Here is a 12,968-nt window from a genome sequence, read left to right as displayed (position 1 = left end):
CGGACGGCGTGCGGCGTCAGGCCAGGCGGACGGGGAGTTCGGCCAGGTCGTTCTGGGTGACGATGGGCAGATTGCGCAGCTCGGAGTCGTCCACGGCGAGCCTCAGGCGCGGGAAGCGCGCGAAGAGGGCGGGCAGCGCGATCCGGGCCTCAAGGCGCGAGAGCGAGGCGCCGGGGCAGATGTGCGGGCCGTGCCCGAAGCTGATGTGCCGGATCGGGGTCGGCCGCGTCACGTCGAAGCGGTCGGCGTTCTCGCCGTGCTGCGCGGGGTCCCAGCCGATCGCCGAGTAGGAGATGGCCAGGCCCTCGCCCTTGGCGATGACCGTGCCGTCGACGTCGATGTCCTCGGTGGCGAAGCGCAGCAGCAGGTGCGTCGACGGCGATGACCAGCGCAGCGTCTCCTCGATCACCGTCTCCCACCCGATCTCGCCCGCCCGCACGCGCGCGAGCTGGTCGGGGGCGTTGAGCAGGCCGCGCACCGCGTGGCAGATCAGGCTGATGGTCGTCTCGTGCCCCGCGGCGACCATGGCCTTGAGGTTGCCGACGACCTCCTCGTCGGTCAGCGGCTCGCCGCCCTCGTCGGCCAGGATGAGGGCGCTGGTGAGGTCGTCGCCAGGGGCGGCCTTCTTGGCGGCGACCATCGCCACGAAGATCTCGTCGAGCTCGGCGATGACGGCAAGGCGCTCGTCCTGTGGGGTGAGCATCGAGAAGAACGCCTTGTACAGCTGGTGCAGCCTGGGGTGTTCGGCCTGGTCGACGCCCATCAGCTCGCTCACCACGGCCATGGGCAGCGGCAGCGCGAAGACGGCCTTGAGGTCGACGGGCGAGCCGTCCTTGCCCTCGGCCGCGAGCGCGTCGAGCAGCCGGTGGGTGATCGACTCGATCACCGGGCGCATCGACTCCACGCGCCGCGCGGTGATCGCCTGCGCCGTCTTGGTGCGCAGCCTGCGGTGCTCGGCGCCGTCCACGGTGAACATCGAACGCCCGGCGTCCACCATCCCGATCAGCGGCCACTGCCGGGTGACGACCCCGCGCTGCCACAGGTCCCACTGGTTGATGTCCTTGACCAGGCGGGGGTCGGTCAGCAGGCGCCTGGCCTCGGCGTGCTTGGTGACGGTCCAGACGGGGACGGCGCCCGGCAGCTCGATGCGGGCCAGGGCGGGGCCCGCGACCAGCCGGCGGGTCTCGCCGATCCTGTCGCGTACCAGCGGGTCGAGGGCGAGGACGGGGCATCTGCTCATCTCGGGCCTCCAGCGGGGGATCTTCCTGTGGTGTGTGCCGCGGTCTTTCCCGCGGCCTTCCCCACGGTGGGCGTGGGGGAGAAGCGGACGGGCAGCTCGGTCATGCCGCGCAGGAACGGCGAGGGGCGGCGGACCAGCGACTCCGCGGGGACGGCGAGATCCGTGTCGGGGAGCCGGTCGAGCAGCACCTCGATCCCGGTCCTCGCGATGACCTCGGCGATCTCCTGCGCGGGGAACGGGCACCTGAACTCGCCGTGGCTGAACGAGAAGTGCGCGTTGTTTCCTCCCGCGTACCCGCCCGCGTACCCGCCCGTGTGGCCGCCCGTGTGGCCGCCGTGAGGGCTCTGGCTGACCTGCGGGTCGCCATGGGCGCCCTGGAGGCCGAGCAGCAGCATGTCGCCCGCCTGGATGTGCTGGCCGCCGATGTGGGTGTCGCGGGCGGCCCAGCGCCCGGCGAGGATCTGGGTGGGGGTGTCCTCCCACAGGACCTCGTTCATGGCCTCGCCGACGCTGTTGCGGCCGCCGGAGAGCGAGGCGGCGAACCGGTCGTCGGTGAGCATCAGCCGCAGCGAGTTGCCGATCCAGTCCGAGGTGGGGAGGTGACCGGCGGCGGTGATGGCCTGGAGGTCGAGGACATACTCCTCGTCGGTGAACGCGACCGGGTGCGCCAGCATGCGGGAGGTGACGTCGGCGCCTGGGCGTTCGCGCTTGGTGGCCACCAGGCGCGTCATCGCGGCGGTGAGGTACTGGTGGCTGGTGATCGCGTCCTCGCCGCCGTCGGCGAGGGCGTTGATCGCGCGGGCCAGCTCGGGGCCCTCGTCGTCGGGGAAGCCGAGGATGCGGCCAAGCACCAGGATCGGCAGCAACTTGGCGTAGTCGTCGATGAGTTCGGCCTCGCCATGGCCGCAGAAGCGGTCGATCAGGTCGTCCGCGATCCCCTCGGCGTGGCGGCGCAGCTCGAACGCGTCGACGCCCTCCAACGCCGGTCCCACCATGGCGACATGGCGCTGGTGCTCCTCGCCGACCGTGTAGTAGATCGACGGCTGGCGGCGGTTGACCATGGGCAGCAGCGGCCAGTCGTCGGGGATCCTGGGCCACTGGTTCCACAGGCCCATATCGCGCGTGAACAGGCTGGTGTCGCCCGTGACATGGTGCAGCTCGCGGTAGCCGATGACGAGCCAGGCCGGGATGTCGCCCGGCAGCACGACGGGCACGACGGAGCCGTGCCGCTTCCGCATCTCCCGGTACAGGTCGGCGGGGTCGGTGTGGAAGCGGGGGCCGCTGAGCGGGACCGCGTCCGCCGCGGGCAGCGGGATGGCGGAGGGGTCGGCGGTGGGCCTCGGCGGGGTGGTCACGGGTGGGTCTCCTGGGCGGAGGAGAGGGCGTGGAGGTGTTCGACGAGCGTGATCAGGACGGCCTTGCTCGACTCCCGCGACCTGGCGTCGCAGTCGATCAGCGGGATGTGCGCGGGCAGGTCGAGCGCGTCGCGGACCTGCTCGCCCGTGTGGGCGGGGCCGCCGAAGTCGTTGCGGGCCACGATGAACGGGGTCCCATGGTGTTCGAGCCGGTCGATGGCGTACCAGGAGTCGGCCAGGCGCCGGGTGTCGACGAGGACGACGGCGCCGAGCGTCCCGGCGAAGAGCCGGTCCCACAGGAACCAGAAGCGTTCCTGCCCGGGGGCGCCGAAGAGGTAGAGCACCGTTCGCTCGTCGAGGCCGATGCGCCCGAAGTCGAACGCCACGGTCGTGGAGGTCTTGCCGCGCACGGCGGACGGGTCGTCGATGCCCTCTCCCGCCTGGGTCATGACCTCCTCGGTGTTCAGGGGGCGTATGTCGCTGACCGAGCGGACCATGGTGGTCTTGCCGACGCCGAAGCCGCCGACTATCACGATCTTGAGGCCGTTGTCGGCCGATCTGCTCAGCGGCGTCCGCTCGGCGGGGCGGCGGTCAGAGGTTGCGGAGTCCAACGAGTACCTGCTCAAGGATGTCGGTGGCGGGCAGGGACGAGCCGCCCGCGCGGGCGGCGCCGGTGCGCGGGTGGCGTGCGGTGATCCGGCCGAGCGCGAGCAGGTCGCCCAGCAGGATGCGTACGATGGAGACCGGCAGGCGGAGCTCGGCGGCGATCTCGACGACGGCCGTGGGGCGTTCGGCCATGCGCAGGATCTTGACGTGCTCCGACTGCATGCCGAGCGCGGGCTCGCACTCGGCCACCACGAGCGTGACGAGGTCGAACGCGTCCGTGTCGGCCCTGCTGCGGCCTCCGGTGACGATGTAGAGCCGGTCGGGGTCCTCGTCCCGGCCTGGGCGGCTCATCCGCGTTCGCCGCCTTCGGTTCCTTCCTCGGGCTTCCGCGGCGGAGTGCTGAGGTAGTCGCCCAGCTGCTCGACCAGCTCGATCATGTTGTGCCCGATGAGGCCGACGTCGGCCGTGTCCTCGGCGACGGTCGCCAGGTGGGCGCCCTCACCCGCCTCGACGATGAAGAGGATGCCCCCGTAGAACTCGGTCATGGACTGGCGCACGCCGCCGCTGCCGTCGCCGAACTCGATGGAGGCTCCCTGAGAGAGGGCCTGGATCCCGGACGAGATCGCGGCGAGCTGGTCGGCCGAGTCCTCGGAGAGCTCGGGGGTCCAGGAGAGCTTGAGCCCGTCGCGGGAGAGCACAACGGCGTGGCGTGCTCCCGGAGTTCGGGCCAGAAGTCTCTCCAGCAGCCAGCTGAGCGAACCTCCGGTGGGTGCCGCGGTCATGGGGTGTCGTCCTCCGCAGGAGATGGGGAAGTGGCGGACGCCGGGGGCGTGGTGTCGCCCTCGCCCCGCGTGGCGCGGCGGAACGCGCCGAAGCGGGCGGCTGACGCCGCCGGGGAGTGAGCCGCGGACGTCGTCGGCCGCGACTGCCGTGCCGTGCTGGTGGTGGTGCCGTTCTGGTGGGCGTTCGCCAGGGTGCGTCCCCTGCGGCGCTTGGGCAGGCCGCTCGTGCCGTACTCGACGTCGCCCTCGCCGGTGGCCGCGGGCGCGTGGTCGTCGGTGGGGCGCGGCGCGGGGTCGCGCTCGGGCGCCGGGGTGGCCCCTTCGGCGGGGGCGAGGGCGGCCTCGTCCCCAACGGGCGTGGCGCGCACGGGGGTCGGGGCCGGGGTCGCCGTGGCCCTGGGGCGGCTGATGAGCTCCTGGGGGATCATCAGCAGGGCCCCTGTGCCGCCGCGCGCCGAGGGGCGGAACGACACGGTGAGGCCGTGCTTGCGGGCGAGCTGGCCGACGACCGCGAGCCCGAGCCGGGTGCCGGAGAGCGTGGCGAGGTCCAACGGCTCGCCGGAGACGGCGCGTTCGGCGCGGCGCAGCGCGACCTCGCTCATCACGAGGCCGCTGTCCTCGACGGTGAGGATGACACCGGCGGGCACTTCCTCGGCGTAGACGTGGACTTCGGCGGTGGGCGGCGAGAAGTTGGCGGCGTTGTCAAGGAGTTCGGCCAGGGCGTGCATGACGCCCTCGGCGGCGTGCCCGGCGATCGAGACGCCGACGGCCGAGTGCAGCCTGACGCGCTGGTAGGCGCCGATGCGGCCCATGGCGCCCCGCAGGATGGACTCCATCACGATCGGCTTGCCCCAGCGGCGCCCGGAGCGCGCGCCCGTCAGCACCGCGATGCTGTCGGCGAGTCGGCCGACCTGTGCGGTGCGGTGGTCCAGGTGCAGCAGGTCGCCGAGCACCGTCTCGTCGGTGTGCCGGTGCTCCATCTCGCGCAGGTCGGCCAGCATGCTGGTGGCCAGGGCCTGGACACGGCCAGCGGCGTTGGCGCCCGCGGCCATCGCGGCCGACTTGCCCGCCTCGGCGCGGCCGATCTCGTGGGCGACCGCGTGCAGCACGCGGCGGTGCGCGTCGTGGCGCGGCTGCGGCACGGCGGCGAGCGCGCTGTCGGCGGAGAGGCCGCCGCGCAGCTCGGCGAGGACCGCGGGTAGGGTCTGATCGGCGAACGCGGCGGTCTCCGCCTCGCGTCCCGCCAGGACCCCGGCGTGCTCGGCCTCGCGCTCGGCCAGCCTGGTGCGCAGCACGCGGGCCGTGCCGACGCCCCTGACGGCGGTGACGACGGCGGCGATCAGGGCGAGCGCGGCGGCGCCCGCGCCCCAGGCGAGTGCTCTTCGGGAGGACTCAGGGGCCGCGTACACCGCCCCGAGCCAGCCGGCTCCGGTGATGACCACCGAGATGAGCAAAGCGAGCAGGGCGTGGCGCAGTGGGGGACGCTCCGTCATGAGCCGGGGAACCTCTGGTCGGGAGTGGGACGGTCGGGAGTTGGGCGGCACCTGTCAACTCGGAAACACTAGCGGTCTCTTGTGGCTTGCGCAGCTAAAGAATGTGACCGGGTTGGTGATTGCTCATGCTCACAAGCGAACATTGGCGGTCGTCAGCGGGCCGGTGCGGCACCACGTCTCGGCCGGTGCGCAGGGGGCAGGCTGTCCGCCATGGACACAGTCAACGGGAGCGAGCTGGCCGCCGCGCTGCGCGGCGCGGTGCGTGGCGAGGTGGCGTTCGACGCGGCCAGCAGGGCGCTGACCACGATGGATGCCTCGAACTACCGCAGGGTGCCGATCGGGGTTGTCGCCCCGCGCGACGCCGACGACGTGGCCGCGGCCCTCGCGGTGTGCGCGGAGCGCGGCGTTCCCGTGGTGGCGCGCGGCGGCGGCACGAGCATCGCGGGCCAGGCGACGGGCACGGGCGTGGTGTTCGACTTCACACGGCACATGAGCGGGATCCTGGCGCTCGACCCCGACGCGGGCACCGCCACCGTGCAGCCGGGCGTCGTGTGCGACGCGCTGCGCGAGGCCGCGGCGCCGCACGGGCTGACGTTCGGGCCCGATCCCTCGACGCACAGCCGCTGCACGGTCGGCGGCATGATCGGCAACAACTCGTGCGGCTCCCACTCCGTCGCCTGGGGCACCACGGCGGACAACGTGCACGCGCTCGACGTCCTCACCTACCGGGGCGAGCGCGTGCTTCTCGGCAGGGGCGCGGGCGGGTTCACGGGCCCCGAGCGCCTGGGCGCGGGGGCGGACGAGCTGGTCGGGTCCCATCTCGCGGCGCTGCGCACCGGGTTCCCCGAGCTGCCGCGCCGCATCTCGGGCTATGCCCTGGACGAGCTGCTGCCGGAGAAGGGGCGGGGCTGGGCGCGGGCGTTCACCGGGAGCGAGGGAACGCTCGGGCTGCTGACCGAGGCGACCGTGCGGCTGGTGCGGGCCCCGGCCGCCAGGGCGCTCGCCGTGCTCGGCTACCCCGACGAGTCCGCGGCGGCCGAGGCGGCGGCGGGGCTGCTGCCGCTTGGCCCGCTGACCGTGGAGGGCATGGCGGCCGACCTGGTGGGCGAGGCGGCGCTCGCCGCCCTGCCGCGCGGCCGGGCCTGGCTCTTCGTGGAGACGGGCGGCGCCCACACCGCCGAGGCCGAGGCCAACGCCGCCGCGCTGTGCCGGGCCGCGGCGGGCGGCGGGACGACGGCGCACCTGGTGGTCGCCGACCCGCTCGACCAGCGCGCGCTGTGGCGGGTGCGGGAGGACGCCTCGGGCACCGCGACTCGGCTGCCCGACGGCGGCGAGGCATGGCCGGGTTGGGAGGACTGCGCGGTGCCCCCGGCCCGACTCGGCGCGTACTTGCGGGAGTTCAGGGGGCTGCTGCGCGACCACGGGCTGCGCGGCATGCCCTATGGGCACTTCGGGGACGGCTGCATCCACATCCGCGTCGACTTCGACCTGCTCTCACCCCAAGGGGTGGCGCGCTTCAGGGAGTTCTCAGGGGAGCTGGCCGATCTCGTGGTGGCGCACGGCGGTTCGCTCTCGGGCGAGCACGGCGACGGCCTGGCCAGGTCGGAGCTGCTTCCGCGCATGTACGGGGACCAACTCGTCGGCCTCTTCGGCCACTTCAAGGAGCTGTGGGACCCGGACGGCGGCCTCAACCCCGGGGTGCTGGTGCGGCCGGCGCCGCTCGACGCCCAGCTGCGCTTCGCCGGGCTCCCCGAGCGCCCGGGGCCCGTGGCGTTCGCCTACGCGGACGACGGAGGCGACTTCTCCGCGGCCGTGCGCCGCTGCGTCGGCGTCGCCAAGTGCCGGGAGACGTCCGCGGGTCCGGGGCAGGTGATGTGTCCTTCCTACCGGGCGACGGGGGAGGAGAAGCACTCCACGCGAGGGCGGGCCAGGCTGCTGCACGAGATGCTGACCGGCGAGGTCATCACGGGCGGCTGGCGCGCGCCCGAGGTGCACGAGGCCCTGGACCTGTGCCTGTCGTGCAAGGGCTGCCGCGGCGACTGCCCGGTCCATGTGGACATGGCCACCTACAAGTCCGAGGTGCTGTACCAGGCGTACCGGGGCAGGCCGCGGCCCGCGGCGCACTACTCGATGGGGTGGCTGCCGCGCTGGCTCGCCCTGACGGCCGCGCTGCGGCTCGCCTCCCCGGCCAACGCCGCGGCGCGGGTGGGCCCGCTGGCCGCGCTGGCCAAGCGGGTGGGCGGCATCGCGCCCGAGCGCCCCATCCCGCCGCTGGCCCGCCGCTCGTTCGCGCGCTGGTGGCGGGCGGAGGGCGCGCGGCGCTTCGGGCGAGGGGACGCCGGGGCCGATGTGGTGCTGTTCCCCGACACCTTCACCAACCACCTGGCGCCCGAGGCGGGTTCCGCCGCGGTCGAGGTGCTGGCGGCGGCCGGGCTGCGGGCCGAGGTGCCGGGGCGCGCGGTGTGCTGCGGGCTCACCTATGTCTCCACAGGGCAGCTCGACCAGGCGCGTTCGGTGCTGCGCCGCACCCTCGACCGGGTGCCCGGGGGCGACGCGCCCGTGACGGTGCTCGAGCCGCCCTGCGCCGCGGCGTTGCGCACCGACCTGCCCGAGCTGCTGCCCGGCGACCCCCGCGCCGCCCGACTGGCCGCGCGCGTGCGGACGTTCGCCGAGACCCTGGAACAGTGCGCCCCCGGCTGGGCGCCCCCGCCCATCAACCGCACCGTGGCCGGGCAGACCCACTGCCACCAGAGCGCGGTCCTCGGCACGGCCGCCGACCGCCGACTGCGCGGGCGCGCCGGACTCACCGGGGAGTTGACCGCGGGCTGCTGCGGCCTCGCCGGGAACTTCGGCTTCGAGCGCGGCCACTTCGACATCTCCGTGGCCTGCGCCGAGGACCAGCTGCTGCCCGCCGTGCGCGGCGCGGCCCCCGACGCGGTGCTGCTGGCCGACGGCTACTCGTGCCGCACCCAGCTCGAACAGCTCGGCGGCCACCGGGCGCGGCACCTCGCCGAGGTGCTGGCCGATGCGGTGCGCGGGGGCCGCTGAACGCCCGTGGCGGGGCGATTCGTTGCGTGACGGGCGCGTCGCGAGGGGGTCGCGAGGGCGTCGCGGGGGCGTCGCGGAGGGCGCGTCCTGACCCTTGACGCGCCCGGGGGGCACTCCTATCGTTGCGACGTCTGTTCATGAGGCTGTCCCCAATTCAGATACGTGAATGGTGGGCTATGCGCATCAGTGAGATCCATGTGACCCCCGTGGCCTTTCGCGACCCGCCGCTGCTCAACGCCATGGGGGTGCACGAGCCATGGGCGCTGCGCACGGTGGTCGAGGTCGTCACCGACGAGGGCCTTTACGGGCTGGGGGAGACCTATGGGGACCTCTCCCACCTCGACCGACTGCGGGCCGCCGCCCCCGAGTTGATCGGCCTGCGCCCGCACGCGCTCCATGAGATCCACGCCCGCGTCGCCGCGTCCGTCGGCGGCCATGTGGTCACCGATCAGCACGGCCTCACCGGCGCGGGTTCCCAGCAGAAGACGGTGGACGCCGTGTTCGCCGCGTTCGAGGTGGCCTGCCTCGACATCCAGGGCAAGGCCGCCGGGGTCCGCGTCGCCGACCTGCTCGGCGGCCCGGTGCGCGAGGCCGTCCCCTACAGCGCCTACCTCTTCTACAAGTGGGGCGCCCACCCCGAGGGCGAGCCCGACCGCTTCGGCGCCGCGCTCGACCCCGATGGCGTCGTCGCCCAGGCCCGCCTGCTCATCGAGGAGTACGGCTTCGGCTCCATCAAGCTCAAGGGCGGCGTCCTGCCGCCCGACCAGGAGGCCGACGCGGTCCACGCGCTGCGCGACGCGTTCCCCGGGCTGCCGCTGCGCATCGACCCGAACGCCGCCTGGACGCCCGCCACTTCGGTGCGGATCGGCAAGGCACTCGAAGGGGTCCTTGAGTATCTGGAGGACCCCGCGCCCGAGATCGCGGGCATGGCCGAGGTCGCCGCCCAGGTCTCCATGCCGCTGGCCACCAACATGTGCGTCGTCACCCATGACCACCTGCCCCCCGCCATCGCCCATGGCGCGATCGGCGTGCTGCTGATCGACCACCACTACTGGGGCGGCCTGGTGCGCTCGAGCCAGGTGGCGGCGCTGTGCGAGACGTTCGGGCTCGCCCTGTCCATGCACTCCAACTCCCACCTGGGCATCAGCCTCGCCGCGATGACCCACCTCGCCGCGGCCACCCCGGGGCTGCGCCACGCGTGCGACACCCACACCCCCTGGCAGGACGGGCAGGACGTGATCGCCCCCGGCGCGCTCCGCTTCACCGAAGGCGCCGTCCCCCTGCCCGAAGGCCCGGGGCTCGGCATCGAGCTCGACCGGGACGCCCTGGCGGCGATGCACGAGAGCTATCTGGCGTGCGGCCTGACCCGGCGGGACGACACGGCCTACATCAGGCGGTTCGAGCCGGACTTCGTCCCCAAGCGCGCGCACTGGTGATCCCCGTTCGGCACAGCCCTGTTCGGCACAGCCCTGTTCGGCACAGCCCCGTCCGGACCCCGTTACCCCCCGCATCCCCTTAGGAGCCGCGATGTCCGCGTTGGACTGGACCGTGGTCGCTGGCTACTTCCTCGTGGTGGTAGCCATCGGCTGGTGGTCGAAGAACCGAGTGCACACCATCGCCGACTTCTTTGTCGCGCGCGGGAAGATCCCCTGGTGGCTTTCGGGGATCTCGCACCACATGTCCGGCTACAGCGCGGTGATGTTCGTCGCCTTCGCCGCGGTGGCCTACAACGACGGCATCACCGTCTACTTCTGGTGGCCGCTGACCATCGGGCTCGGCGTCGGCGTGGGCGCGTTCCTGTGGGCCGCCCGCTGGAACAGGCTGCGCGCCAAGCACGACGTCAAGTCCCCGCTCGAATACCTGGCCCGCCGCTACAACCTGCCCACCCAGCAGGTCCTCGCCTACAGCGGCGCCGCGCTCAAGGTCGTGGACATCGCCGCCAAGTGGGTCGCGATATCGGTCCTGTTGCAGGGCTTCGCCGACATCCCCCTGGAGTGGGGCATCATCTTCACCGGCATCGCCACGATGGCCTATATGACGGTGGGCGGCCTGTGGGCCGATGTCCTCACCGACATGGGCCAGTTCGTCATCCAGGCGGTGGCCGGGATCGCGATGCTCATCGCCGTCATGGCCGAGCTGGGCGCGGACTTCCCCTTCACCATGTGGGGCGACCTGCCCGACGGGCGCGGCGACCCCGTGGCCGGGTCCGTGACCACGTGGCTGATCATCGCGTTCCTCTTCGTCAAGACCTTCGAGTACAACGGCGGCATGTGGAACCTGGCGCAGCGCTACATGGCCGCGCCGTCAGGCTCCGACGCGCGCCGCTCGGCGCTGCTCTCCAGCGCGCTGTGGCTGGTGTGGCCGCTGATCCTCTTCCTGCCCATGATCGCCGCGCCGCTCATCGTGCCGGGGCTGTCCAACGGCGAGGAGTCCTATATCGAGCTGTCCAAGGAGCTGCTGCCCGCCGGGCTCATCGGCCTGATGCTCGCGGGCTTCTTCTCCCACACGATGGCGATGGTGGCCTCCGACTCCAACGTCATCACCGCCGTCATCACGCGCGACATCGCGCCGGTGCTCGCCCCCAGGGTCAGGCGGCTGACCGAGCGCGCGCAGCTGACGTTCGCCCGTGTGACGACCGTCCTGTTCGTCAGCCTCAGCATGACGATCGCGATCGCCACCGGGGGCGAGGGCTTCGTCCTCGAAACGGTGGTCGAGCTGGTCGCGGCGACGATGGGCCCGATCTCGATCCCGCTGATGCTGGGGCTGCTGCCCTGGTTCCGCAGGAACGGGCCAACCGCCGCCATCACGTCATGGGCGGGCGGCCTGGCGGTGTGGTACGTCGTGCGCTACATCGTGGAGGACGCCACCCAGGCCGCCATCGTGGGCCTGCCGCTGCTGACCTCGCTCGTCCTCTACATCGGGATCGGCCTGGTGCGGCCCGAGAACACGGGCGAACGCGACGCGCTGATCGACTCGTTGAACGCCGACCCCGAGCCCGGCACCGCCCCTGACCCCGACCCCGATCCCGACGACCGCGTCACCGCCTGAGCCCCGCTCCCCTCGTTCCCCCTCCGTCCCCCCACGGGCCGACCCGTGCCCCCCGCCGGGGCTACGGGTCGGCCGCCCCGAGGCACCTCGGGCGCGGCCCTCAGGCGCCGTGGCCCTCGATCGCGTGCGGGGGGCGGGGGCCGGGGCCCACATAGCGGGCCGAGGGGCGGATCAGGCGGCCCGTCCGCTTCTGCTCCAGGATGTGCGCCGACCAGCCCGCCGTCCTCGCACACGTGAACATCGCCGTGAACATGTCCGCCGGAACCTCGGCGAAGTCCAGCACGATCGCCGCCCAGAACTCCACGTTGGTCGCCAGCACCCGGTCGGGGCGGCGCGCGCCCAGCTCGGCGAGCGCCGCGCGTTCCAGCGCCTGCGCCACCTCGAAGCGCGGCGCGCCCAGCTCGCGCGCCGTGCGCCGCAGCACCCGCGCGCGCGGGTCCTCGGCGCGGTAGACGCGGTGCCCGAAGCCCATCAGCCGCTCGCCCGCGTCCAGCTTGCGCCGCACATACCCCTCGGCGTCGCCCTCCCGCTCGATCTCCTCGATCATGCCGAGCACGCGCGAGGGCGCGCCCCCGTGCAGCGGCCCCGACATCGCGCCGACCGCCCCCGAGAGCGCGGCGGCGACATCGGCGCCCGTGGAGGCGATCACGCGCGCGGTGAACGTCGAGGAGTTCATGCCGTGTTCGGCCGCCGACGTCCAGTACGCGTCGAGCGCCGCGACATGCCGCGGGTCGGGCTCGCCGCGCCAGCGGCGCATGAACCGCTCGGTGATGGTGTCCGCCTTGTCGATCTCCCGCTGCGGCACCATCGGCTGCCCGGGGCCGCGCGCGGACTGCGCGACAAAGCTCAGCGCCATCACGGCGGCGCGCGCGAGGTCGTCGCGCGCCTGCGCGGCGTCGATGTCGAGGAGCGGGCGAAGGCCCCACACCGGGGAGAGCAGCGCGAGCGCCGACTGGACGTCCACGCGCACATCGCCCGAGTGCACCGGGATCGGGAACGGCTCGGCCGGCGGCAGCCCCGGCGTGAACGCCCCGTCCACCAGAAGCCCCCACACCTGCCCGAACGACACGTGCCCGACGAGCTCCTCGATGTCCACGCCGCGATAGCGCAGCGCGCCGCCCTCGCGGTCCGGCTCGGCGATCTCCGTTTCGAAGGCGACGACTCCCTCGAGCCCCGGTACGACATCCGACATGGGCCGCTCCCTCCGTCTCCGGGGCATGTGTTCACACATGCGCCGAGGTGCGCGCGATCAGCGTGGTAAGTCTGGCGGTCACCTTAACGCTGGGTGTCCGGGAGCCGGGGAACGAGGGGCAAAACTCCGCTCGGTGCTTCTCGGTCGGCCGTATGTTGCAAGATATGGGCCGTGTCCCACGCCGAGAGCGCCCGCCGCGCAGAC

The 12,968-nt window shown here is 73.2% G+C and carries 10 protein-coding genes; 3 read left to right on the top strand and 7 right to left on the bottom strand.

Going from position 1 to position 12,968, the window contains the following annotated elements; translation table 11 throughout:
- Nucleotides 1-16: 16 nt before the first annotated feature.
- The 6 genes from DEH69_RS13785 to DEH69_RS13760 are packed head-to-tail and all read right to left on the bottom strand — an operon-like array spanning nt 17 to nt 5,476.
- Complete coding sequence (locus tag DEH69_RS13785) at nt 17-1,240, bottom strand: cytochrome P450 (protein ID WP_113687241.1); 1,224 nt, start codon at nt 1,238-1,240, stop codon at nt 17-19.
- Nucleotides 1,237-2,595 carry a cytochrome P450 gene (locus DEH69_RS13780; RefSeq protein ID WP_258534654.1) on the bottom strand — a complete coding sequence of 453 codons (1,359 nt, stop codon included), beginning with the start codon at nt 2,593-2,595 and terminating at the stop codon, nt 1,237-1,239. Before DEH69_RS13780 ends, DEH69_RS13785 begins: the two co-directional genes overlap by 4 nt.
- Complete coding sequence (locus tag DEH69_RS13775) at nt 2,592-3,206, bottom strand: ATP/GTP-binding protein (protein WP_113687240.1); 615 nt, start codon at nt 3,204-3,206, stop codon at nt 2,592-2,594. Before DEH69_RS13775 ends, DEH69_RS13780 begins: the two co-directional genes overlap by 4 nt.
- Nucleotides 3,187-3,552 (bottom strand): DUF742 domain-containing protein, encoded by a 366-nt coding sequence (locus DEH69_RS13770; RefSeq protein ID WP_113687239.1) that lies wholly within the window; start codon nt 3,550-3,552, stop codon nt 3,187-3,189. The genes DEH69_RS13775 and DEH69_RS13770 overlap by 20 nt, the downstream gene beginning before the upstream one ends.
- Nucleotides 3,549-3,983 carry a roadblock/LC7 domain-containing protein gene (locus DEH69_RS13765; protein ID WP_113687238.1) on the bottom strand — a complete coding sequence of 145 codons (435 nt, stop codon included), beginning with the start codon at nt 3,981-3,983 and terminating at the stop codon, nt 3,549-3,551. The genes DEH69_RS13770 and DEH69_RS13765 overlap by 4 nt, the downstream gene beginning before the upstream one ends.
- On the bottom strand, nt 3,980-5,476 hold the full coding sequence (locus tag DEH69_RS13760) for an ATP-binding protein (protein WP_113687237.1): 1,497 nt from the start codon (nt 5,474-5,476) through the stop codon (nt 3,980-3,982). Before DEH69_RS13760 ends, DEH69_RS13765 begins: the two co-directional genes overlap by 4 nt.
- A gap of 210 nt (nt 5,477-5,686) precedes the next feature.
- Here DEH69_RS13760 and DEH69_RS13755 point away from each other — a divergent pair, with 210 nt between their 5' ends.
- The 3 genes from DEH69_RS13755 to DEH69_RS13745 all read left to right on the top strand — a co-directional run bounded on the left by DEH69_RS13755 (nt 5,687) and on the right by DEH69_RS13745 (nt 11,572).
- Nucleotides 5,687-8,524 carry an FAD-binding and (Fe-S)-binding domain-containing protein gene (locus tag DEH69_RS13755; protein ID WP_113687236.1) on the top strand — a complete coding sequence of 946 codons (2,838 nt, stop codon included), beginning with the start codon at nt 5,687-5,689 and terminating at the stop codon, nt 8,522-8,524.
- A gap of 176 nt (nt 8,525-8,700) precedes the next feature.
- Nucleotides 8,701-9,960: a glucarate dehydratase family protein gene (locus DEH69_RS13750; protein WP_113687235.1), complete on the top strand. Its 1,260-nt coding sequence runs from the start codon at nt 8,701-8,703 to the stop codon at nt 9,958-9,960.
- Between the two features lie 91 nt (nt 9,961-10,051).
- The gene (locus DEH69_RS13745) at nt 10,052-11,572 is read left to right on the top strand and encodes a sodium:solute symporter family protein (protein ID WP_113687234.1); all 1,521 of its coding nucleotides are present in this window, start codon (nt 10,052-10,054) and stop codon (nt 11,570-11,572) included.
- Nucleotides 11,573-11,672: 100 nt separating this feature from the next.
- Here the strand turns inward: DEH69_RS13745 and DEH69_RS13740 are convergent, their stop codons facing one another.
- Entirely contained in the window at nt 11,673-12,764 is a 1,092-nt protein-coding gene (locus DEH69_RS13740) for a citrate synthase 2 (RefSeq protein ID WP_113687233.1), read from the bottom strand.
- Nucleotides 12,765-12,968: the final 204 nt, after the last annotated feature.

The organism is Streptomyces sp. PT12, from assembly GCF_003311645.1.
Taxonomy (GTDB): Bacteria; Actinomycetota; Actinomycetes; order Streptomycetales; family Streptomycetaceae; genus Streptomyces.
The sequence above is the reverse complement of the archived record's forward strand: the minus strand, read 5'-3'. Positions and strand labels throughout refer to the sequence as shown.

Bases quoted from the DNA above. Each gene is read 5' to 3' on its own strand.
- DEH69_RS13785 (WP_113687241.1), bottom strand. From the start codon at position 1,240: ATGAGCAGATGCCCCGTCCTCGCCCTCGACCCGCTGGTACGCGACAGG.
- DEH69_RS13760 (WP_113687237.1), bottom strand. From the start codon at position 5,476: ATGACGGAGCGTCCCCCACTGCGCCACGCCCTGCTCGCTTTGCTCATC.
- DEH69_RS13745 (WP_113687234.1), top strand. From the start codon at position 10,052: ATGTCCGCGTTGGACTGGACCGTGGTCGCTGGCTACTTCCTCGTGGTG.
- DEH69_RS13770 (WP_113687239.1), bottom strand. From the start codon at position 3,552: ATGAGCCGCCCAGGCCGGGACGAGGACCCCGACCGGCTCTACATCGTC.
- DEH69_RS13740 (WP_113687233.1), bottom strand. From the start codon at position 12,764: ATGTCGGATGTCGTACCGGGGCTCGAGGGAGTCGTCGCCTTCGAAACG.
- DEH69_RS13765 (WP_113687238.1), bottom strand. From the start codon at position 3,983: ATGACCGCGGCACCCACCGGAGGTTCGCTCAGCTGGCTGCTGGAGAGA.
- DEH69_RS13750 (WP_113687235.1), top strand. From the start codon at position 8,701: ATGCGCATCAGTGAGATCCATGTGACCCCCGTGGCCTTTCGCGACCCG.
- DEH69_RS13755 (WP_113687236.1), top strand. From the start codon at position 5,687: ATGGACACAGTCAACGGGAGCGAGCTGGCCGCCGCGCTGCGCGGCGCG.